This is a genomic window from Camelimonas abortus, from assembly GCF_042432745.1.
GTDB classification, from domain to species: domain Bacteria; phylum Pseudomonadota; class Alphaproteobacteria; order Rhizobiales; family Beijerinckiaceae; genus Camelimonas; species Camelimonas abortus.
The window spans coordinates 1,777,102-1,798,161 of sequence record NZ_JBHLWR010000006.1 but is presented as its reverse complement, the minus strand read 5'-3'; the positions used below and the strand labels follow the sequence as shown (position 1 = coordinate 1,798,161).

Here is a 21,060-nt window from a genome sequence, read left to right as displayed (position 1 = left end):
CGGCGCAGCCGCCGGCTGGACGCGCCGGCCTGCGCGACCGGTCCCGCGCCAGCGCGGCGTGTTGCGGCCGTGCCGGCGTGTCTGCGGTCCGGTGGGGATGGCGGCGGGACGGGCGGCGCTGGCCGTCCGTTCCCGATCCGGCCGTCCGGGCCGGCGCGCCGGGGGCGGAGCCGCGCGCAGCGAAGGGACGCCCGGAACGCGGCGCCGGCCTGGCGGCTCCGCCCCGGCGAGGGGTAGGGAGACGGCGCGGTCAGCGCGCCCTGGCGTCCGCCGTGCGCACCAGCGGCGTCACCACCACATGGGCGAGGCCGTTCATGCCGAGCGCGCGGGCGGCAGCGCGCGACAGGTCGATCACCCGTCCGCGCCTGAACGGTCCGCGGTCATTGATGCGCACCACGATGGAGCGGCCCGTGCGCTTGTCCGTCACGCGCGCCAGCGAGCCGAAGGGAAGGGTGCGATGGGCGGCGGTGAGTCCGGCGCCCGTATAGCGTTCGCCGCTGGCGGTCTTGCGTCCGTAAAATCCGGGGCCATACCAGCTGGCGACGCCGTGTTGCTCAAATGTACGAGAATTTGCCTGTGCGTATCCCGTGGCCATGATGGTCGCGGCGCAGGCGACGCCGGCCGCGAAGATCTGTCCTCTGGAAATCAACTGTCCGTCCCTTGTTGTTGCGGATCGCGCCAACAAGATTCCGGTCATGGTGACAATGTGACCGAAAGGTGCGGACGAAACTGCCTGACGTGTCGCCGGCGCGGCCAGTTTTGATTTTTTTCCTCATCAGGCCGGCTGCGGTTACATGAATTGTTACTTTCCGGACGCGGCGGATGACTGGAGACGTCCGTATTCACGCCCGCTTGCGGCGGGGCCGGCATGTATCGGCGCAGTATTGGGCTGGCGCCGGCGTCCGGCCGCATTTCGCCCTGTGGCGGCGGCCCGTGCGACAATTTGCCAGGCAGCGGCGACCAGATTTTCCGGCCGTCGCCGCGCGGGCCGGCCGGGGCGACAGGCGCGCCGGCGACGCCGGACCGGGACGCCGCCGGCAGGGCGGCGCCGGCAGGGGCGGACGCGCGGGCAGGGGCCCGCGCCCGGGCCGGGGAGGTCAGGAACGCTGGCGGCGGTGTCAGGCGGCGGGGGGCGGCGCGTCACGCCGGGTCGCGTCGCGCCTGGCCGTGGGCCAGCGCCAGCCAGGCGCGCACGCGCGCGTCCGGGTCCGGATTCATGGTGACGTCGCTGACCACGGCGATGCTGTCGGCCCCGGCGGCGAACACGTCCGGCGCCCGCTCCAGGGTGATGCCGCCGATGGCGACGAGCGGCATGGCGCCGACGCGCCGTTTCCATTCACCGATGCGCGCCAGTCCCTGCGGGCCAAAACGCATCACTTTCAGCGTCGTCGGCCAGATGGGGCCGAGCGCCACATAGTCCGGGCGGGCGGCGAGGGCGCGCTCCAGCTCCTCCCCGTCATGGGTGGAGACGCCCAGCGTCAGGCCGGCGCGGCGGATGGCGGGGAGGTCGGCCTCCGCCAGGTCCTCCTGGCCGAGGTGCAGGTGCCCGGCCCCGGCGTCGATGGCCGCCCGCCAGTAGTCGTTGACGATGAGCTGCACGCCGGCCGGAACGGTGACGGCGAGGCAGGCGCGGATGGCGGCCGTCGCCTCCTCATGGCCGAGCCCCTTGGCCCGCAGCTGCACGGTGCGCACGCCGAGGCGCACGAGGCGCTCCACCCAGGCGACGCTGTCGACGATGGGATAAAACCTGTCAGGAGTCCGCAACATGCCAGAACGGCGTCCCTGGAACCGGGGTTGAAGGGGAAGCGAAGTCGCGCGGCGCCATCAGCCCCGCCTCAAAGGCCATGCGGCCGGCCTCCACGGCGAGGCCGAAGGCCCGGGCCATGGCGACGGGATCGCCCGCCCTTGCCACGGCGGTGTTGAGCAGCACCGCGTCATAGCCCAGCTCCATGGCCTGGGCGGCGTGGGAGGGGGCGCCGAGGCCGGCGTCGATGACGAGGGTGACCTCCGGGAAGCGGTTGCGCAGCAGCGTGAGCGGCCCCGGATTGACGATGCCCCTGGCGCTGCCGATGGGCGCCGCCCACGGCATCACCACCTGGCAGCCGGCGTCGACAAGGCGCGTGGCCACGGTGAGATCTTCGGTGCAGTAGGGGAACACCTGGAAGCCGTCGCGGATGAGGATCTCCGCCGCCTCCACCAGCGCCACCACGTCAGGCTGCAGCGTGTCGTCGTCGCCCACCACCTCCAGCTTGACCCAGGACGTGCCGAACAGTTCGCGCGCCAGCTGCGCCGTGGTCACCGCCTCGCGCACGGTGCGGCAGCCGGCGGTGTTGGGCAGGATCTTCACGTCCAGCTCACGGATCAGCGTCCAGAAGGCGGCTCCGGCGCCGGAGCCGGCGGTCTCGCGCCGCACCGACACGGTGACGACGCCGGCGCCGGAGGCGCGCACGGCCGCCTGCATCACCGCCGGGGAAGGGTAGAGCGCGGTTCCGATCATCAGGCGGGAGGAGACCTCCTCGCCGTAAAGCTTCAGCATGGGCGGGCTTCCATTGGCTGGCGGGGCGTCCGGGGGCTGCGCAGGGCGCGTCAGCCGCCCTGGCGGGGCGAGACGATCTCCACGTCGTCGCCGTCGCGCAGCAGGTCCTCGCCCCAGCGCGCGCGGGGAATGACCGTGTGGTTCACGGCCACGGCGATGAATTCGCTGTCATGGCCCAGGGCGTTGAGCAGGCCGCGGATGCTGGCGGCCTCCACCTCATGGCTTTCGCCATTGACCCGGATCCTGACCAGTTGCGCTTCGTTCAGGGACATGTTCAGGCCTCCTGGCTGGCCGGGGCGGCGCTGCGCCCCGGCGCGTGAAGGGGTTTCTCCCGGATGAGCTCGTCGTCGCGCACGCCCTCGACGATCCACGCCCGCACCGCCCAGGCGATGGCCGGCGAGATCAAGAAGCCGTGCCGGTAAAGGCCGTTGACGCGGATGATCCGGCCCTCCGCCTGCACCCGCGGCGCGTGGTCCGGGAAGGCGGGCCGCAGCCCCGCGCCCATCTCGACGATGCGCGCCTCGCCGAACGCCGGATGGATGGCGAAGGCGGCGCTCATCAGCTCCAGCGCCGAACGCACGGTGACGCGCTCGTCCTCGTTCTCGACGGTGGAGGCGCCGATGACGAACCGGCCGCCCGGCCGGGGAATGACGTAGATTGGCCAGCGCGGGTGCAGCAGCCGCACCGGGCGGCTGAACGAGATCTCCGGCGTCTCGATGGTCACCACCTCGCCGCGCACGCCGCGCAGGTCCGGCAGCGCGTCCTTCGCCCAGACGCCGCGGCAGTCGAGCACAAGGCCCTCAAGCGCTTCCGGATTCACCGCCACGCCGAAGCGCAGCTCCACCCCGAGGGCGCGCAGGCGCCGGTGCATGGCCGGGATCACCCGCCGCGGCTCCACATGGCCCTCCGCCGGATAGAACAGGCCGTCGCGGAAGCGCCCTTCCAGCGCCGGCTCCAGCTCGGCGATGCGCCGGGCGTCCACCCGCTCGTGGCCGGGGGTGACGCGGGCGAAACGTTCGAAATCGGCGCGGTCGCGCGGGTGGGCGACGATCAGCGAGCCGTTGAAGGCGATGTCCGGAAAGGCCTCGCGCCACAGGGTGAGCGAGCGCCGGCCAAGGCGCGTCACCAGCGGCTCCGACACCTCCGCCTCGCAGTCCGGGGCCAGCATGCCGCCGGCCCAGTAGCTGGTGGCGCCGACCAGCTCGCCGGGGCCGCGGTCATACAGCGTCACGGCGCAGCCCGCCTCCGCCAGGGCGAGGGCGCACCAGCTGCCGATGACGCCGGCGCCGACGACCGACACGGAGGGAAGGGAGGGGTTGCGTTCAGCGTGCGCGGGCCGGGCGACCATGGCCAATCCTTCGTAGCTGCCGGTTGCTTGCGGCGCCCGGCGACGCGGATGCGCGCCGCAGGCGCGGGCTGGCCCCGTCGCCGGCGCGCCGGATGCGCCCGGCGTCGTCTCCAGAGATACGCCCCGTGCCAGAGCGGCGCAAGGCGAAGGCGGGCCGCAGGCCGGGCTCCGTCATACGCCGGGCGCGGCCAGGCCCTGCGCCGCGCCGCCGCCGGCTCCGGCCGGCGCGTCGCCGCCGCGGCTGGCGATGAGGTTCCGCAGCGTGGCGATGGTGGAGAAATCGGCGATTCCGTCCACCAGCTCCTGGCGGAAATGGCGCTGGAAGGCGCGCACGGCCGCTTCGGTGAGCGCGTCATAGACGCCGCTGATCTCCACGCCATAGCCATAGAGCGCGAGCATGGCCTGCAGCGCCTCCACCGGCGGCCCCGCCTCGCCGGGGGAGAGGAAGCGCCCCCCGCCGGCGGGCGCGGGCGCCGTCCAGTGCCCCACGCCCTCGCGCGCCAGCCGCTCCCAGGGAAAATTCTCGCCAGGATCCTGCTTGCGCAGCGGCGCCACGTCGGAATGGGCCAGCACGTTGTGCGGCGGGATCGACCAGCGCCGCATGATGTCCTGGCACAGGCGGATGACGGCGGCGATCTGCGCCTCCGGCCACGGCGGCAGGCCGCCGTCATGGCCAGGATGGGCCAGCTCGACGCCGATGGAGGCGGAGTTGACGTCGGTGACGCCCGCCCAGCTGCTGGCGCCGGCGTGCCAGGCGCGCCGCGACTCCGGCACCAGCTGCAGCACGCGCCCGTCCTCGAACACGAAATAGTGCGCCGAGACCTCCGCCACCGGATTGCACAGCCGCTGCAGCGCCTCGCCGGCGTCAGCCATGCCTGTGTAGTGCAGGATGATCAGGCGCGGCGCCTGGCCGCCGGCGCGCTCGCCATGATTGGGCGAGGGAAACACCTTGCTGGCGACGGGACTGTCTGGCTCCAGACGGGTCATGGCGTGCTCCGGCGTCAGTCAGGAGGAAGATGCGACGCAACGGCGCCGGTTTGACGCATCCGGCGGCGAAGCTCAAGCGGCCGGCGGCGGCCGCCCGCCCGTGGCTCGCCACTGCGGCGGCTCACCACGCCGGCGCGGGCCCGGCGCGCATGGCGCGGATGCGGGCGAAGGCGGCGTTGATGGCGGCGGCGCGGGCGTTGGCCACGGCGACGGCCTCCTGCGGCAGGCCGGCGGCGATCAGCCGGTCGGGGTGGTGTTCGGCGATCTGGCGGCGGTAGCAGCGCTGCAGCTCGGCGTCGCTCATGTCCGGATGGGCGCCGAGAATGCGCCAGGGATCGTCCGGCTCCGCGAGATGGCTGGCGCGGACCAGCGCGAATTCCTCGGCGGTGAAGCCGAAAATGTCCGCCACCTGCTGCAGGAAGGCCAGCTCCGCCTCATGCACCGCGTGGTCGGCGCAGGCGATGCGGAACAGCGCGTCGAGCACGCTCTCCAGCAGCGGCCGGTCGCCGGCGAAAGTCCGGGCCAGCTGGCGGGCGTAGACGTCGAAGCCGACGGTGGTCTGGCGGGCGATGTCGAACAGCCGCTGCACCCGCGGCAGATCCTGCGGCGGCACGTCGATGATGCGGCGGAAGGCGGCGATCTCGTCTTCGGTGACGACGCCGTCGGCGCGCGCCATCTTGGCGCAAAGCGCCACGAGGCCGGTGGCGTAGATCACCTCGGGCGGAGGCGGGCCGAACACGCCGCCAGGCGCGAACAGCCCGGTGCTCTCCAGAAAACGCCCGGTGGCCGCCAGCGCCTGGGCGGCGGGACTGCCCGGCCGGTCGACCAGCGCGTGGCCGGCGGCGGCGCCGATGAGCGCCCCCAGCGGCCCGCCGGTGACGGCGCCGAGGCCAAGCCCGCCAAGTTTCCCCCAGACGCTCACCGGCGACTGCTCCCGCGTCGCGCCGCCGGGCGCGCGCCGGTCACGCGCCCGGCGGGCCGGCGCCCGCCAGCGGCGTGAAGGAGCGGTGGAGAGTGCGCGACGAATCCCATGCCCCAGTTGGAGCACGGGAAGGCGTTTTTTTCGAGATCGCGGCGGCTTTTCCACGGCGCCGTCCGCCGGGGCGGGCCGCCGTCTGGCCGGCGGGCGCCCGGGCGCCGCCTGGGGCGGCGACGCCGGCCGGCGTCGCCGTCAGCCGGTCAGTAGCACTCCTGGTAGCGGCGGCCGTAGTAATAGTAGCTGCGGCAGTTGGCGGTGCCGGCGCCGACGATCGCGCCCGCGCCTGCGCCAATGGCCGCGCCGGCCAGCGCGCCGCCGCCGGTGCCCGTGGCCGCTCCGCCGATGGCCGCGCCTGCGAGGCCGCCGATGGCGGCGCCGCCCACGGTCCGCTCGCCAGGAGTCTGGCACGCCGCGAGGCCAGCCGCCATGAGGCCGATCGCCAGATATTTCATCATGATGTCTCTCCCGATGACTGCCTTGCGCTCCGGTTCATCCGGGAATGCGCGCGGCGGACGTTTGGTTCCGCTTCCGTCACGATGTTCCGGTGATTGCGACGGTTCTGCGGCGCGCCGCGGCGGCGGCGCAACCGGCGCCATTGCGCGCGCGCCAGCATTAACGCTGGGTAAACGCTGGCGGAGCATATGTCCTGGCGGCGCCCGCGCCTCCGCCCGATCCGCGCCGCATTTGGCGGCGAACGTGCGCGGGCGCCGTTCCGCGATGTTCGCGGGCCGCGGGAGTGACGGCCCGGGCGGAGTGACGGCCCGCGACCGGCCCGGGCCTGCGCCGCCCGGGCGGAGAAGGAGACGCAGCGCCGCATGTCGCGGCGCGGGCGGCGCGCCGGCTCCCCGGGGGAGCAGGCCGGCGCCGCGGACAACCGCCAGGGGGTGTGACGGTTTGAAAACGGCAATGACGACAGTTCTGTCGCTGGCGTGCCTGATGGCGTGCGGCGGCCCGTCCCTGGCCCAGAACGCCGCCGCCCAGGCGGCGAAGCCGGCCGTCGCCGCGCTGTCGCCGCCAGGGGCGGGCGGCTCCGGCCCTGGCGCGGCGGCCGCCGCTGGCGCCCGCGCCAGCGCGCGCAAGGGCGAGAAGGGAGACAGCGCCGAGGCTGGCGGCGGCGGGAGCGCCGCCAGGGCCGCCCGGCCGAAGCGTCGCCCGGCGCCCGGCGGATCAGGAATGGCGACGGCCGCCGCAGGGGACGCTTCCGGCGCGGCGGCGCCCGCCGCCAGGGACCGCGCCGCGCCTGCGCCGGAGCCGGGCGCGACCGCTCCGGCCGCGGCGGCGCCCGCCCGGACGCGTTTCGCCGCCCGCGCGCCGCTGCCGCCGGCGCGGCCGGCTGCGCTTGACGCTCCGGCGACCGCCGGCGCCGTTGACGCGGCGCCTGCCGCGCACGCCGTCCGCGCCGCCCAGGCCGACGCGGCTCAGGCTGGGGCGGTCCAGGCGGAGGCTGCGCCGCAGCCCGCACCGGCCCCGGGCGGCTTTGACCTGTTCGGTTTCCTCGCCGGCAAGCCGCGCCGGCCGGCGGAGCAGCCGCAGGAGGCTGCGGCCCCGCCCGCCGGGGCGGAGGAGGAAGGTCGCGGCGGTCGCCATGCGCGCGGCGCCGCCCGCGACGCCCGGGCCCGCGCCCTCGTGGCGGCGCTCATCGAGCGGCACGCCCGCGCCAACGGCGTGCCGGTGGCTCTGGCGGACGCGGTGGTGCGGGTGGAGAGCCGCTACAACGCCGCCGCCCGCAACGGCCCCTACCTGGGCCTGATGCAGATCCACCTGAACACCGCCCGCGCCATGGGCTACGCCGGCGACGCCAGAGGGCTGCTCGATCCGGACGTCAACCTGCGCTACGGCATGAAATATCTGGGCGCCGCCTACCGCCTCGCCGGCGGCGACACCTGCGGCGCCATCATGAAATATCAGGGCGGCCACCGCGCCGTGCGCCTCACCCCCCACGCCGCCCGCTACTGCGCGCGCGTGCGCACCATGATGGCGGCGCGCTGACGCCTCCGCGCCGGGCAGGATCGCAGGGCCGTCCGCCGCCGCGCGCGGCGGGCGGCCTTTTCCGTGGCGCTTCCGGCGCGGCGCGGCGACGCTTCGTGGTTGACGGCGCGCCCGCGCGGCGCCACATCACCGGCGCCAGTCGGCCGGACGACCGCTGCCCTGCAGAGGAAAGTCCGGGCTCCACGGAAAAACGGCGCCGGATAACGTCCGGCGGGGGCGACCCCAGGGAAAGCGCCACAGAAAGCAGACCGCCTCCGGTCCGCCGGAGGCAAGGGTGAAAGGGTGCGGTAAGAGCGCACCGCGGATGCGGCGACGCAGACGGCACGGCAAGCCCCGCCGGGAGCAAGACCAAATAGGGACGACGTGCGCCGCAAGGCGCGGGGTGATTTTCCGGCCCTGGTCGTCCGGGTTGGTTGCATGAGGCGGCCGGCGACGGCCGCCCCAGATGAATGGTCGTCACGTCCCGCGCCGTGCGGCGCGGGGCCTTACAGAACCCGGCTTACAGGCCGACTGGCCCATTTTCCTCCGCTCCTTGCGTTCACATTGCCGCGCGCCTGTCCCCAGGCGCGCGCCCGGGCGGCCCCGCGCCTGTTCCCGGCCGGCCCGCGGCGGCCGCGCGCGGGCGGCGGGCGCATGGCGCCGGCGCGGCCAGATCCCTTGCTCCGTAACGAATTCATTAACCCTGCGGGAGCGACAATGCCGCTTCACCGGGCATGGCGCGCGATTCGGGCGCAGCGGACGGACGGCGCCTCCCGAACCTCCTGATTCCATTGACGCCCATAAATGCCCATGTTATCCCAAACCATCCCGTACGGGGCTCCGGCAGCGGCCGGAAGGCGCTGCCTTCCGGCGGCGCTGCGGACGTCCGGCGGGGCGATGTCCGGCGCCAGCTCCGGCGCGGCCGTCGGCGCGGCGTGGAGCGACAGGGTCAGGGCGGCTGGCGGCGATGGACCGGTTTGTGTCCAACTTCACCAACCGGCTCGACTCCAAGGGCCGGGTTTCGATCCCGGCGCCGTTCCGGGCGGTGCTGGCGCGCGACGGATTCGAGGGGCTGTACGTGCATCCGGGGCTGGACAGCCCGGCGCTGGATGCGGGCGGCAACGCGCTGCTGTCGGAGATCAATGGCTTGCTGGACGCCCTTTCGCCCTATTCGGAGGAGCGGGACCTGCTGTCGACCGCGCTTCTGGGCACGAGCGAGATCCTCAAGATCGATCCGGAGGGGCGCGTTGTCCTGCCGGAGCAGCTGAAGGCTCACGCCGGCATCACCGACGCGGTCACCTTCGTGGGCCACGGCCACAAGTTCCAGATGTGGGAGCCGGAGCGCTTCCGCCGGCATCTGGAGGAGGCGAAGGAGCGGGTGCGCGAGCTGAAAAAGAATTTGGGCCGGACAGGCTTCGCCGCCCGGTCCGCGTCGGCGCTCTCCCCAGGAGCGTCGGGAACATGACGGGTCACGGCGACGGCGGAGCCGGCGCCGGTGGCGGACCGGCCCGGCATGTGCCAGTGCTCCTGGGGGAGGTGCTGCAGGCGCTCGCGCCCCGGCGGGGCGGGCATTTTCTGGACGGCACCTTCGGGGCTGGCGGCTACGCGTCCGCCATTCTCGCGGCGCACCCGGACGTGCGCCTGCTGGCGCTCGACCGCGATCCCGCGGCCATCGCCGGCGGCCAGGCGCTGGCGGAGCGCTCCGGCGGCCGCCTGACCCTCGTGCGGAGCAATTTCGGCGACATGGAGGAGGCGGCGCGCGCCCTGGGCCTGCCGCCGCTGGACGGCGTCGTGCTGGACATCGGCGTCTCCTCCATGCAGCTCGACCAGGCGGAGCGCGGCTTCTCCTTCCGTTTCGACGGCCCCCTCGACATGCGCATGGCCGGCGAGGGGGCGAGCGCCGCCGACCTGGTCAATGAGGAGAGCAAGGAGCGGCTCGCCGACATCATCTACCATTTCGGCGAGGAGCGGCGCGCCCGCCAGGTTGCGCGCGCCATCGTCAGCGCCCGCCGCGAGGCGCCCATCCGCACCACCCGGGCGCTGGCCGACATCGTCAGCCGCGTGGTGCGCGCCGCCCCGGGCGCGGCGCATCCGGCCACGCGCACCTTCCAGGCGCTGCGCATCGCGGTGAACGACGAGCTGGGCGAGCTGGCGCGCGCCCTGCACGCCGCCGAGCGGCTGCTGGCGCCCGGCGGCCGGCTGGTGGTGGTGACCTTCCATTCGCTGGAAGACCGCATCGTCAAGCAGTTTTTCGCCAGCCGCCAGGGCAGGGGCGGGGGCGGCAGCCGCCACGCGCCGCTGGCGGAGGCGCCGCGGCCGGCCACGTTCGCCGACGTCATCCGCCCGGTGACTCCCTCGCAGGCGGAGCTGGCCGTCAATCCGCGGGCGCGCTCGGCGAAACTGCGCGCCGCCACCCGCACCGACGCGCCGCCCCGGGAGGAGGACCGCGAGGTCGCCAGCCTGGCCATGCTGCCGGAGCGCCCGGGCCGGAGGGGACGATGATCATCCGCATCTTTCATATCGTCGCCATCGTCGCCCTGCTGGCTTCGGCCGGCTACGCCTATTCGATCAAGTACGACACCGTGTACCTGGCCGAGCAGGTGGCCAAGCTGAAGGGCCAGATCCGGCGCGAGAAGGACCTGCACGCGGTGCTGGCCGCCGAGTGGCAGCGGCTGGTCCGCCCGGAGCGCCTGCAGGTGCTGGCCGAGCGCCACCTCGACCTGCAGCCGCTGGCGATCAGCCAGCTGGCCCGCTTCGGGGACCTGCCGCAGCGCCAGGAAAAAATTGACGCCATCGGCCGCAAGCTGGCCGACCTGGGGCTGGCCGAGCCGACCAACACGCCTTCGGTCGCCTCTGGCGCGACCGCCGCGCCCGCCGCGCGCGACGCCGCCCGCACGCCTGGGAGGTGAACTTGCCGGATTCTGACGTTCGCAAGGACAGGGGCCCGCGTCTGCCGACGCCGCCGGGCGTCGGCGCGCGCGTTTCGCCTGCGCCCGCCGCTCCCGCTGCTCCCGCCGCGCCCGTTCCAGCCGGCAGGGCCGCCGTCTCCGGCGCCGCCGCCCGCCGCGACGCCGCGCCTGCGCCGGAAGGAGCCGCGACGCCCGCCGCCCGGCCTGCGCCGGCCGCCTCCGCTGCGGCCGCCCCCACTGCCGCCGTCTCCGCCGGCGCGCGTGGCGACGGCGTTCCTTCGCCGGCCGGCTCCCGCAGCGACGCCGGAGGCGCCGCGCCCGCGGCCCGCGCCGCCGCGCCGGCCGCCGGCCCGCAGGAGCCGGAGCGGAGGCCGGAAGGCAGGGCCGCGGCGAAACCGCGCCCGCCGCGCCGCTCGCTGTGGGCGGCGACGCGCGCCCTGGTCGGCGACATGTTCCGCATGCGCGCCGACAAGGCCAACGGCCGCATCATGCTGGTGGGGGCCGGGTTCGTGTGCGTGTTCGGCGCGGTGATCGCCCGGCTCGCCACCTTCGCCGCCTTCCCGCCGCCGGCCTCGGAGCGGTACGTGGCGGGCAACACCGTCGGCATCGCCCGGCCGGACATCGTCGACCGCAACGGCCTGCTGCTGGCCACCGACATCAAGACCTATTCGGCCTTCGCCGAGCCGCGCAACATTCTCGATCCGGACGAGGCCACCGAGCTGCTCACCGCGGTGCTGCCGGACCTCAACGCCCGCGAACTGCGCGAAAAGCTCAGCACGAAGAAGGGCTTCGTGTGGATCAAGCGCGAGCTGACGCCGAAGCAGCGCGCCGAGGTGCACCGGCTCGGCATTCCCGGCGTCGGCTTCCTGCCGGAGAACAAGCGCGTCTATCCCAACGGGCCGCTGGCCGCGCACGTGCTCGGCTTCGTCAACGTCGACAACCAGGGCATCGCCGGCATCGAGAAATACATCGACAGCCAGGGGCTGCGCGATCTCGCCGGCCTCGGCTTCGCCAACAACGCCGCCGACCTGAAGCCGGTGCAGCTGTCGCTGGACCTGCGCGCCACCCACGCCCTGCGCGACGAGCTGCTCAAGGGCATGGCCCACTTCAGGGCCAAGGCCGCGGCGGCGATGATCCTCGACGTCAACACCGGCGAGGTCATCGCCATGGCGTCGCTGCCAGACTTTGACCCCAACAATCCGGTGGACGCGCTCGACAAGGACCGCATCAACCGCCTGATGGTGGGCGTCTACGAGATGGGCTCCACCTTCAAGGCCCTGACCACCGCCATGGCGCTGGATTCGGGCAAGGTGAACATCAACTCCAGCTTCGACGCCCGCGGCGCCCTGCGTTACGGCCGCTTCACCATCCGCGACTATCACGGCACCAACCGCGTGCTCACGGTGCCGGAGGTGTTCCTGCACTCGTCCAACATCGGCACCGCGCGCATGGCGCTGGCCGTCGGCGTGGAGGGCCACAAGGCGTTCCTGCGCAAGATGGGCCAGCTCACCCGCATGCGCACCGAACTGCCGGAGAGCGCCGAGCCGATCGTGCCCGCCCGCTGGGGCGAGCTCAACACCATGACCATCTCCTTCGGTCACGGCCTTGCGGTGGCGCCCATCCAGGCGACCGCCGCCGTGGCGGCGCTGATGAACGGCGGCCGGCTGATGACGCCCACCTTCCTGAAGCGTTCGGAAGAGGAAGCCGCCGCGCAGGCCAGGCAGGTGGTGTCGCCGCAGACCTCCGAGGCCATGCGCTACATCATGCGTCTCAACGGCGTGAAAGGGTCGGCGCGCAAGTCCGCGGTGCAGGGCTATTACGTGGGCGGCAAGACCGGCACCGCCGAGAAGGTGATCGGCGGCCGCTACGCCCGCAACCGGCTGTTCACCACCTTCATGGCCGTGGCTCCGGCCAACCGGCCCAGGTACCTGTTCCTCACCATCTATGACGAGCCGCAGGGCCTGCCCGAGACCCATGGCTACGCCACGGCGGCCTGGAACGCAGGCGTCACCACCGGCAAGATCATCGCCCGCGTGGCGCCGCTGCTCGGCCTGCCGCCGATGTTCGAGGAGCCGAAGAACCCGTTCCCCAACATGGTGCGGCTCGGCGCGTGGGGAACGCGCTAGCCGCCCGCCGGCGCGGCCGGCGCGACGTTGGGCCAGGGCGGCCTCCGTGGCATGATGCGCCGCGGGCGCGCCGCCGGCCGCCGCCCGGCGCCGCCGCGCCCCAACAGTCGCAGGAGCCTTGCTGACATGACCGATCCGTCCGCCGCCAGCGCGCCGCCGGCCCCTGTCGCCCTTGGCGACGCCTTTCCCGGCCTGTTCGCGGGCGCCGGGGCGGAGGCCGCCTTCAGCGTGCTGACGGCCGACAGCCGGCAGGTGGTCCCCGGGGCGGTGTTCGTGGCCGTGCAGGGCGCGAAGGCGGACGGCCGCGCCTTCGTCGCCGACGCCGCGGCGCGCGGCGCCCTCGCCGTGGTGGGCGCCGGACCGCGCCCGGCCGGCCTGCCGGCCGGGGTAGCCTGGGGCGAGACCGCCGATCCGCGCCGGGCGCTGGCCCTCGCCGCCGCGCGCCTCTATCCGCGCCAGCCGGAGCATGTGGTCGCCGTCACCGGCACCGCCGGCAAGAGTTCGGTCGCCGATTTCTCCCGCCAGCTGTTCGCCGCCTGCGGCCGCCGCGCCGCCTCGCTCGGCACCATCGGCGTCATCGGCCCGCAGGGCGTCCGCTATGGCTCGCTCACCACGCCTGACCCGTTGACGCTGCACCGCATCCTCGACGGGCTGGCCCGCGACGGCGTCACCCATCTGGCCATGGAGGCGTCCTCCCATGGCCTCGACCAGCGCCGGCTGGACGGCGTGCGTCTCGCCGCCGCGGCCTTCACCAATCTGGGGCGCGACCATCTCGACTATCACCCGGACGAAGAGTCCTATTTCGCCGCCAAGGCGCGGCTGTTCGCGGAGGTCGCTCCCACCACGGCGGTGGCGGTGGTCAACGCCGACACCAGCCATGGCCAGGAGATGCTGCTGATCGCCAGCGCCCGCGGCATGCGCACCCTCACCATCGGCCGCAGCGGCGACGACATCCAGCTGCTGGAGTGCGAGCCCGACGGCTTCGCCCAGAAGCTGGAGGTGACGGTGGAGGGCGCGACCTACCGCATCCGCCTGCCGCTGTGCGGCGCCTTCCAGGCCGACAACGCCCTCATGGCCGCCGGCCTGTGCCTCGCCGCCGGCGAGGAGCCGGACGTGGTGATGCCGGCGCTGGAGCGGCTGAAGGGCGTGCCCGGCCGCATGGAGCGCGTGGGGGAGGTGAACGGCGCCTTGGTGGTGATCGATTACGCCCACAAGCCGGACGCCCTGCGCGAGGTGCTGAAGGCGTTGCGCCCCTTCGCCAGCGGCCGGCTGTGGTGCCTGTTCGGCGCCGGCGGCGACCGCGACGCCGGCAAGCGCCCGCTCATGGGCGACGTCGCCAGCCGCTGCGCCGACCGGGTGATCGTCACCGACGACAATCCGCGCTCCGAGGATCCGGCGGCCATCCGCGCCGCGATTCTCGCCGCCGCGCCGCAGGCGAAGGAGATCGGCGACCGCGGGGAGGCCATCCGCTACGCCGTCGGCCGGCTGGAGCCGGGCGACGTGCTGGTGATCGCCGGCAAGGGTCATGAAACCGGCCAGATTGTTGGTGACCGCACGCTGCCCTTCTCCGATCATGAGGCGGCGCGCGCGGCCATTCTCGACGCCGGCGGCGCGGCCTAGGCGCCGCCGCGCCGGGCCGCCCCTGCGGCAAGCAGATTGGAAACCTTTTTGGTCCATGATGCCGCTCCGGCGTTTGGGCCAGTGGAGAAAGTCAGGCCATGACAATCGGGGCGTCGTCGCCGCTGTGGACCGGCGAAGAGCTGCTGCAGGCCATGGGGGCGCGCCCCGTCGGCCGTCTTCCGGAGGCGATCGGCGGGGTCTCCATTGACACGCGCACGCTGCAGCCGGGCGACGTGTTCTTCGCCATCGCCGGCCTTGCCCGCGACGGCCATGAATTCGTGCCCCAGGCGCTGGCCGCCGGCGCCGCCGCCGCGGTGGTGGACGAGGCGCACGCCGCGGCGCTGGCCCCGCTGGTGAAGGAGCGCGGCGCGCTGTTCGTGACGCCGGACGTGCTGCGCGCCCTGGAGGCCGCCGGCCGCGCCAGCCGCGCCCGCATGCGCGGCCGGGTGCTGGCGGTGACCGGCTCGGTGGGCAAGACCAGCACCAAGGAGGCGCTGCGCCTCGCCCTCTCCGGCCAGGGCCGCGTGCACGCCTCGGTCGCCAGCTACAACAACCACTGGGGCGTGCCGCTGACCGTGGCGCGCATGCCGCGCGAGACCGATTACGGCGTGTTCGAAATCGGCATGAGCGCGCCGGGCGAGATCCGCGCCCTCGTCGCCATGGTGCGGCCGCATGTGGCGGTGGTGACCGCCGTGGAGCCGGTGCACCTCGCGTATTTCCCCTCGGTGGAGGCCATCGCCGACGCCAAGGCGGAGATCTTTGAGGGGCTGGAGCCGGGCGGCGTGGCCGTCATCAACGCCGATGGCCCCCATGCGGCGCGCCTGCGCCAGCGCGCGCAGGCGGCGGGTGTGGCGCAGATCGTGACCTTCGGCGAATCGGAAGGCGCGGACGTGCGCCTGAAGCGGCTGGTGGAGCAGCCGGAGCTGAGCGTGATCGACGCCGACGTGATGGGCGCGCCGGCCGCCTGGCGGCTCGGCGCGCCGGGCCGGCACCTCGCCATGAACAGCCTTGCGGTGATCGCCGCCGTGCGCGCGGCGGGGGCGGACGTGGCCCTCGCCGCCCTGGCGCTGGCCGGCGTGCAGGCTCCGGAAGGGCGCGGGGCGCGCACGCGCCTCCAGGCCCCGGGCGGGAGTTTCCTGCTGGTGGACGAGAGCTACAACGCCAATCCGGCCTCCATGCGCGCCGCCATCCGCACCCTGGGCGCCACGCCGCCAGGGCCGCGCGGCCGGCGCATCGCCGTGCTGGGCGACATGCTGGAGCTGGGCCCGCAGGCGCCGGAGCTGCACGCGGCGCTGGCGGCGGAGCTGGAGGACGCCGGCGTCGATCTTGTGTTCGTCGCCGGCGCGATGATGCGCCATCTGTGGGACGCACTTCCCCAGGGGCTGCGGGCGCGCTATGGCGAGAGCCCCGCCGGGCTGGAGCCCCATGTCAAAGCCGCCATCCGCGATGGCGACGTGGTGATGGTGAAGGGCTCCAACGGATCGCGGATCTCCCGCGTCGTCGCCGCCCTGAAAAGCAGTTTCCCCGTCGCCGGCTCGCCAGGCGACTGAACAGGGAAAGAGAACCCCGATGTTATACTGGCTCGCCGATCTGTCGTCGTCGTTCAGCGCCCTCAACGTCTTCCGCTACATCACCTTTCGCACCGGCGGGGCCATTTTCACCGGCCTGTTCTTCGTGTTCATGTTCGGGCCGGCCATCATCGCGAGCCTGCGCATCCGCCAGGGCAAGGGCCAGCCGATCCGCGCCGACGGGCCGCTGTCGCACCTGGCCAAGAAGGGCACGCCCACCATGGGCGGGCTGATGATCCTCTCCGGCCTCATCGTCTCCACGCTGCTGTGGGCGAACCTGGCCAATCCCTATGTGTGGATCGTGCTGCTGGTGACGGTGGGCTTCGGCGCCATCGGCTTCTACGACGACTATCTCAAGGTGACGAAGCAGACCCACGCGGGCCTCTCCGGCAAGGCGCGCCTCGCCATCGAGTTCGTCATCGCCATGGCCGCCTGCTTCGCCATCGTCTCGGTGGAGCGCAGCGCCGGCGGCGGCGCGACGGCGCACATGGCCACCTCCGTCGCCATCCCGTTCTTCAAGGACGTGATGATCGACCTCGGCTGGTTCTTCCTGGTCTTCGGCGCCCTGGTGGTGGTGGCCGCCGGCAACGCCGTGAACCTCACCGACGGCCTCGACGGCCTCGCCATCGTGCCGGTGATGATCGCGGCCGCCGCCTTCGGCCTCATCGTCTATCTGGTTGGCAACGCCAAATTCGCCGACTATCTGCAGGTCATCTTCGTGCCGGGAACCGGCGAACTTGCGGTGATCTGCGGCGCGCTCATCGGCGCAGGCATCGGCTTCCTGTGGTTCAACGCCCCGCCGGCGCAGATCTTCATGGGCGACACCGGATCGCTCGCCCTTGGCGGCCTTCTGGGCGCCATGGCGGTGGCCGCCAAGCACGAGATCGTGCTGGCCATCATCGGCGGCCTGTTCGTGCTGGAGGCGCTGTCGGTGATCATCCAGGTGGCGTCGTTCAAACTTACCGGCAGGCGGGTGTTCAGGATGGCGCCCATCCACCATCACTTCGAGCAGCTGGGCTGGACCGAGCCGCAGGTGGTGATCCGTTTCTGGATCGTGGCCGTGGTGCTGGCGCTGGTCGGCCTGTCCACCCTGAAGCTGCGCTGAGGCGAGACCCATGACCGGCGCGCCCACCAACGCTCCCTCCGCCAGCGCCCCGTCCGCCGTCGCGGGCGCGGCCGGCACCCCCGTCGCCACTTTCGCCGGCCGTCGCGTGGCGCTGTTCGGGCTGGGCGGCTCCGGCCTCGCCACCGCCAGGGCGCTGCTGGCCGGCGGCGCCGACGTCGCCGCCTGGGACGACAGTCCGGCCTCGCGGGCCCGCGCCGCGGAGGCGGGCGTGCCGGTGGTTGACCTCGCCGGCGCCGACTGGTCCGCCTTCGCCGCCCTGCTGCTGTCGCCGGGCGTGCCGCTCACCCATCCGCAGCCGCACTGGACCGTGGAGCGGGCGAAGGCGGCCGGCGCGCCGGTGATCGGCGACATCGAGCTGTTCTGCCGCGAGCGCGCCGCGCGGGCGCCGGACGCCCCCTTCGTGGCCATCACCGGCACCAACGGCAAGTCCACCACCACGGCGCTCATCGCCCATCTGCTGGCCCACGCCGGCCGCGAGACGGCGCTGGGCGGCAACATCGGCACCGCCATCCTGTCGCTGCCGCCGCCCGCGCCGCAGCGGACCCATGTGGTGGAGTGCTCGTCCTACCAGATCGATCTCGCCCCCTCGCTCAACCCCACCGTCGGCGTGTTCCTGAACGTCACGCCCGACCACATCGACCGCCACGGCACCATCGCGCATTACGCGGCGGTGAAGGAGCGGCTCGTGGCCGGGGCGCAGACGGCGGTGATCGCGACGGACGACGCCTTCACCGCCGCCGCGGCCGCGCGCCTTGAGGCGGCGGGAAAGCCGGTGGAGCGCGTGCGTACCGACGGTCCCCATGGCGCGGGCTGGAGCTGCGACGGCGCGAGGCTGCTGCGCGACGGCGTGGCCTTCGCCGACCTGGCCGGCTCGTCGTCGCTGCGCGGGCGTCACAACGCCCAGAACGCCCTGTGCGCGAGCGCCGCCGTGGCGGCGCTGGGGGTGGACCTTGCGACCATCGCCGCCGGGCTCGCCACCTTCCCTGGCCTCGCCCACCGCATGGAGCAGGTGGCCCGGCGCGGCAACGTGCTGTTCATCAACGACTCCAAGGCCACCAACGCCGATTCGGCCGACAAGGCGCTGCGCGCCTTCCCGGGCGGCGTCTTCTGGATCCTGGGCGGCAGGCCGAAGGAGGGCGGCATCGCCTCCCTTAACGGTTTGTTTGCCAGGATCAGCAAAGCCTACCTCATCGGCGACGCGACCGAGTCGTTCGCCGCAACCCTCGAGGAAGGGAAGGTCGCTTACGAACGCTGCGGCACGCTGGACGTGGCCCTGCGCAGGGCCGCGGACGCGGCGGCCGCCTCGGGCCTGCCGGAAGCCGTGGTGCTGCTCTCGCCGGCCTGCGCGTCGTTCGACCAGTATCCCAGTTTCGAGGCGCGCGGCGAGGACTTCCGGAAGCAGGTCGCCATGTGGCTCGCCGCCCGTCCGCAATGACCGGCCGGGCGGTCGCGCCCGGGGCCGGCGCGTCGGCGGCGGACCCGTAACCTCACGCGTCCGCCCGCCGCGATCCGCCGGCGGCGGGCGCCGCAGCATCCGGAGCATCCGCGCATGGCGTCCCGCGCCGACCGTACGTATCTTGGGCAGTGGTGGTGGACCGTCGACCGGATGTTGCTGGTCGCCATCGGCGCGGTGATGGTCAGCGGCCTGGTGCTGCTGATGGCCGGCGGCCCGCCGGTGGCCGAGCGTCTGGGCCTGTCCACCTTCCATTTCGTCAACCGTCAGGTGGCCTTTCTGGTCCCGGCGCTGCTGGTGATGGCGGCGGCCTCGTTCCTGTCGCCGCGCTACGTGCGGCGCGTGTCTCTGGTCATCTATCTCGTGTCGATGCTGCTGGTGTTCGCGGCGCTGCAGTTCGGCCCCGAGGTCAAGGGCGCCCACCGCTGGCTGCAGTTCGGCCCGGTGACCATCCAGCCGTCGGAGTTCGTCAAGCCGGCCTTCGTGGTGCTGGCGGCCTGGGCGTTCTCCGAAGGCTCGCGCAAGGACGCGCCCGGCACCATGCTGGCCATCCTGATCCTGCCGGCCACCATCATCCCGCTGGTCATGCAGCCGGACTTCGGCCAGACCATGCTGATCACCACGGTGTGGGCGGTGCTGTTCTTCATCGCCGGCCTGCACCTGGCGTGGATGCTGGCGCTCGGCTGCATTGGCGCCGCCGGCCTCGCCGTGGCCTATGCGCTGGTGCCGCACGTGCGCTCGCGCGTGGAGCGCTTCCTCGACAAGTCGTCGGGCGACACCTTCCAGGTGGATACGGCACTGGAGTCGTTCTACCAGGGCGGCTGGTTCGGCAAGGGGCCGGGGGAGGGCACCGTGAAGCGCATCCTGCCGGACGCGCACACCGACTTCATTTTCGCCGTCACCGGCGAGGAGCTGGGCGTCATCGCCTGCATGGCGCTGGCGCTGCTGTTCCTGGCGGTGGTGCTGCGCGGCCTTGTGCTGGCGCGCCGCATCGACGACCCGTTCTGCAGCTACGCCTCCGTCGGCCTCGTCACCCTGTTCGGGGTGCAGGCGGGCATCAACATGGGCGTGAACGTCCATCTGCTGCCGGCCAAGGGCATGACCCTGCCGTTCATCAGCTATGGCGGCTCCTCGCTGCTGTCGCTGGCGCTCGGCATGGGATTTCTGGTCGCGCTGACGCGCAGGCGCCCCTCCGCCGGCCTCGCCGGCAGGCTGGCGCCGCTCCATGGGAACCACGCCTGACATGAGCGCCCCCCCCGTCATCCTGCTGGCCGCCGGCGGCACCGGCGGCCACCTGTTTCCCGCCGAAGCCCTGGCCCGCGAACTGGCGCGGCGCGGCCTGCGCGTGGCCCTCGCCACCGACGCGCGCGTCACCGGCCATGTGGCGAATTTCCCGGCGGAGAAAATTTACGAGATCCCCTCGGCGACGCCCTCGCGCAAGTCGCTGCCGGAGATGGCGAAGGCGGCGCTGACCCTGGCGCGCGGCTTCTGGAAGGCGCGCGGGCTGGTCCGCGGCGTGCTGCGCCCGGCGGTGGTGGTGGGCTTCGGCGGCTATCCCAGCGTGCCGCCGCTGGCGGCGGCCCAGGCGGCCGGCGCGCGCACCATCATCCATGAGCAGAACGCCGTGCTCGGCCGCGCCAACCGTTTTCTGGCGAAAGGCGCCACGGTCATCGCCACCGGCTTCGCCGACGTCGCCGGCGTGCCGGAACAGGCGCGCGGGCGCCTGCGCCATGTGGGCAATCCGGTGCGCCCGGCGGTGCTGGAGGCGGCGGCGCAGCCCATGCCGCCGCTGGGAGGGGACGACCCGCTGCGGCTGGTGGTGTTTGGCGGCAGCCAGGGCGCGCGGGTGATGAGCGACGTCGCCCCGGCCGCCATCGCCCTTCTGTCGCCGGAACAGCGGGCGCGCCTCGTGGTGACCCAGCAGGCCCGGCCGGAGGATCTGGAGCGGGTGCGCGCCCGCTACGCCGAAATGGGCGTGACGGCGGTGGTGGAGCCGTTCTTCTCCGACCTGCCGGCGCGCGTCGCCGGGGCGCATCTGGTGGTGGCGCGCTCCGGCGCCTCCACGGTGGCGGAGCTGGGCGTCATCGGCCGCGCCGCGATCCTGGTGCCGCTGCCGGGCGCGCTGGACCAGGACCAGGCCGCCAACGCCGCCGTGCTGGCGAAGGCGGGCGCGGCGCTGGTCATACCCCAGCCAGAATTCACCGCCACGCGCCTGCATGACGAGATCGCGGCGCGACTCGCCGCGCCGGAGCAGCTGCTGGCCGCGGCCGCGGCGGCGCGCGGCGCGGGCGTGCCAGACGCCGCCAGCCGCCTCGCCGACCTGGTGATGGAGACGGGCGGCCTCGCCGCGCCGGCCTGAGCCTGCGCCTCCGCGCCCGCCGTTCGAGACCCTGCGTACCGGGGAGAGGCGCCGCCTTCGCCCCGCTGATGGAGAAACCTG

Annotated in this window: 19 protein-coding genes and 1 other RNA gene; 12 read left to right on the top strand and 8 right to left on the bottom strand. The window is 73.5% G+C overall.

Going from position 1 to position 21,060, the window contains the following annotated elements:
• Positions 1-250 precede the first annotated feature (250 nt).
• The 8 genes from ACFFJB_RS10095 to ACFFJB_RS10060 all read right to left on the bottom strand — a co-directional run bounded on the left by ACFFJB_RS10095 (position 251) and on the right by ACFFJB_RS10060 (position 6,305).
• Positions 251-595: a septal ring lytic transglycosylase RlpA family protein gene (locus ACFFJB_RS10095; RefSeq protein WP_376832637.1), complete on the bottom strand. Its 345-nt coding sequence runs from the start codon at positions 593-595 to the stop codon at positions 251-253.
• Between the two features lie 545 nt (positions 596-1,140).
• A complete protein-coding gene (locus tag ACFFJB_RS10090) occupies positions 1,141-1,767 on the bottom strand; it encodes a thiamine phosphate synthase (RefSeq protein WP_376831182.1) in 627 nt (208 codons plus the stop codon).
• Positions 1,751-2,536 (bottom strand): thiazole synthase, encoded by a 786-nt coding sequence (locus ACFFJB_RS10085; RefSeq protein WP_376831180.1) that lies wholly within the window; start codon positions 2,534-2,536, stop codon positions 1,751-1,753. Before ACFFJB_RS10085 ends, ACFFJB_RS10090 begins: the two co-directional genes overlap by 17 nt.
• 50 nt (positions 2,537-2,586) lie before the next feature.
• Positions 2,587-2,808, bottom strand: coding sequence for a sulfur carrier protein ThiS (gene thiS, locus ACFFJB_RS10080; protein WP_376831178.1), 222 nt, complete (start codon positions 2,806-2,808; stop codon positions 2,587-2,589).
• 2 nt (positions 2,809-2,810) lie between these two features.
• Complete coding sequence (locus ACFFJB_RS10075; protein WP_376831176.1) at positions 2,811-3,884, bottom strand: FAD-dependent oxidoreductase; 1,074 nt, start codon at positions 3,882-3,884, stop codon at positions 2,811-2,813.
• 171 nt (positions 3,885-4,055) lie between these two features.
• Positions 4,056-4,871 (bottom strand): N-acetylmuramoyl-L-alanine amidase, encoded by an 816-nt coding sequence (locus ACFFJB_RS10070; protein WP_376831174.1) that lies wholly within the window; start codon positions 4,869-4,871, stop codon positions 4,056-4,058.
• A 121-nt stretch (positions 4,872-4,992) separates the two neighbouring features.
• A complete protein-coding gene (locus tag ACFFJB_RS10065; protein ID WP_376831172.1) occupies positions 4,993-5,793 on the bottom strand; it encodes a TerB family tellurite resistance protein in 801 nt (266 codons plus the stop codon).
• A 257-nt stretch (positions 5,794-6,050) separates the two neighbouring features.
• Entirely contained in the window at positions 6,051-6,305 is a 255-nt protein-coding gene (locus tag ACFFJB_RS10060; RefSeq protein ID WP_376831170.1) for a YMGG-like glycine zipper-containing protein, read from the bottom strand.
• 451 nt (positions 6,306-6,756) lie between these two features.
• On the opposite strand from ACFFJB_RS10060, the gene ACFFJB_RS10055 reads away from it, so the two are divergent.
• From ACFFJB_RS10055 to murG, 12 genes are all read left to right on the top strand, one after another.
• Positions 6,757-7,839, top strand: coding sequence for a lytic transglycosylase domain-containing protein (locus ACFFJB_RS10055; protein WP_376831168.1), 1,083 nt, complete (start codon positions 6,757-6,759; stop codon positions 7,837-7,839).
• Between the two features lie 135 nt (positions 7,840-7,974).
• An RNA gene (gene rnpB / locus ACFFJB_RS10050) (RNase P RNA component class A) lies at positions 7,975-8,357 on the top strand.
• A gap of 428 nt (positions 8,358-8,785) precedes the next feature.
• Entirely contained in the window at positions 8,786-9,283 is a 498-nt protein-coding gene (locus ACFFJB_RS10045) for a division/cell wall cluster transcriptional repressor MraZ (RefSeq protein ID WP_376831166.1), read from the top strand.
• Positions 9,280-10,320, top strand: a complete 1,041-nt coding sequence (gene rsmH, locus ACFFJB_RS10040; RefSeq protein WP_376831164.1) for a 16S rRNA (cytosine(1402)-N(4))-methyltransferase RsmH — start codon at positions 9,280-9,282, stop codon at positions 10,318-10,320. The genes ACFFJB_RS10045 and rsmH overlap by 4 nt, the downstream gene beginning before the upstream one ends.
• Complete coding sequence (gene ftsL, locus ACFFJB_RS10035) at positions 10,317-10,727, top strand: cell division protein FtsL (RefSeq protein WP_376831162.1); 411 nt, start codon at positions 10,317-10,319, stop codon at positions 10,725-10,727. The genes rsmH and ftsL overlap by 4 nt, the downstream gene beginning before the upstream one ends.
• A 449-nt stretch (positions 10,728-11,176) precedes the next feature.
• The gene (locus ACFFJB_RS10030; protein WP_376832634.1) at positions 11,177-12,853 is read left to right on the top strand and encodes a peptidoglycan D,D-transpeptidase FtsI family protein; all 1,677 of its coding nucleotides are present in this window, start codon (positions 11,177-11,179) and stop codon (positions 12,851-12,853) included.
• Positions 12,854-12,979: 126 nt separating this feature from the next.
• Positions 12,980-14,473 (top strand): UDP-N-acetylmuramoyl-L-alanyl-D-glutamate--2,6-diaminopimelate ligase, encoded by a 1,494-nt coding sequence (locus ACFFJB_RS10025; RefSeq protein ID WP_376831160.1) that lies wholly within the window; start codon positions 12,980-12,982, stop codon positions 14,471-14,473.
• Between the two features lie 98 nt (positions 14,474-14,571).
• The gene (locus ACFFJB_RS10020; protein WP_376831158.1) at positions 14,572-16,023 is read left to right on the top strand and encodes a UDP-N-acetylmuramoylalanyl-D-glutamyl-2,6-diaminopimelate--D-alanyl-D-alanine ligase; all 1,452 of its coding nucleotides are present in this window, start codon (positions 14,572-14,574) and stop codon (positions 16,021-16,023) included.
• Between the two features lie 19 nt (positions 16,024-16,042).
• The gene (mraY, locus tag ACFFJB_RS10015) at positions 16,043-17,146 is read left to right on the top strand and encodes a phospho-N-acetylmuramoyl-pentapeptide-transferase (protein ID WP_376831156.1); all 1,104 of its coding nucleotides are present in this window, start codon (positions 16,043-16,045) and stop codon (positions 17,144-17,146) included.
• A 10-nt stretch (positions 17,147-17,156) separates the two neighbouring features.
• On the top strand, positions 17,157-18,602 hold the full coding sequence (gene murD / locus ACFFJB_RS10010) for a UDP-N-acetylmuramoyl-L-alanine--D-glutamate ligase (RefSeq protein ID WP_376831154.1): 1,446 nt from the start codon (positions 17,157-17,159) through the stop codon (positions 18,600-18,602).
• Positions 18,603-18,716: 114 nt separating this feature from the next.
• Entirely contained in the window at positions 18,717-19,862 is a 1,146-nt protein-coding gene (locus ACFFJB_RS10005; protein WP_376831152.1) for an FtsW/RodA/SpoVE family cell cycle protein, read from the top strand.
• A 1-nt stretch (position 19,863) separates the two neighbouring features.
• On the top strand, positions 19,864-20,979 hold the full coding sequence (gene murG / locus ACFFJB_RS10000) for an undecaprenyldiphospho-muramoylpentapeptide beta-N-acetylglucosaminyltransferase (protein WP_376831150.1): 1,116 nt from the start codon (positions 19,864-19,866) through the stop codon (positions 20,977-20,979).
• Positions 20,980-21,060 lie beyond the last annotated feature (81 nt).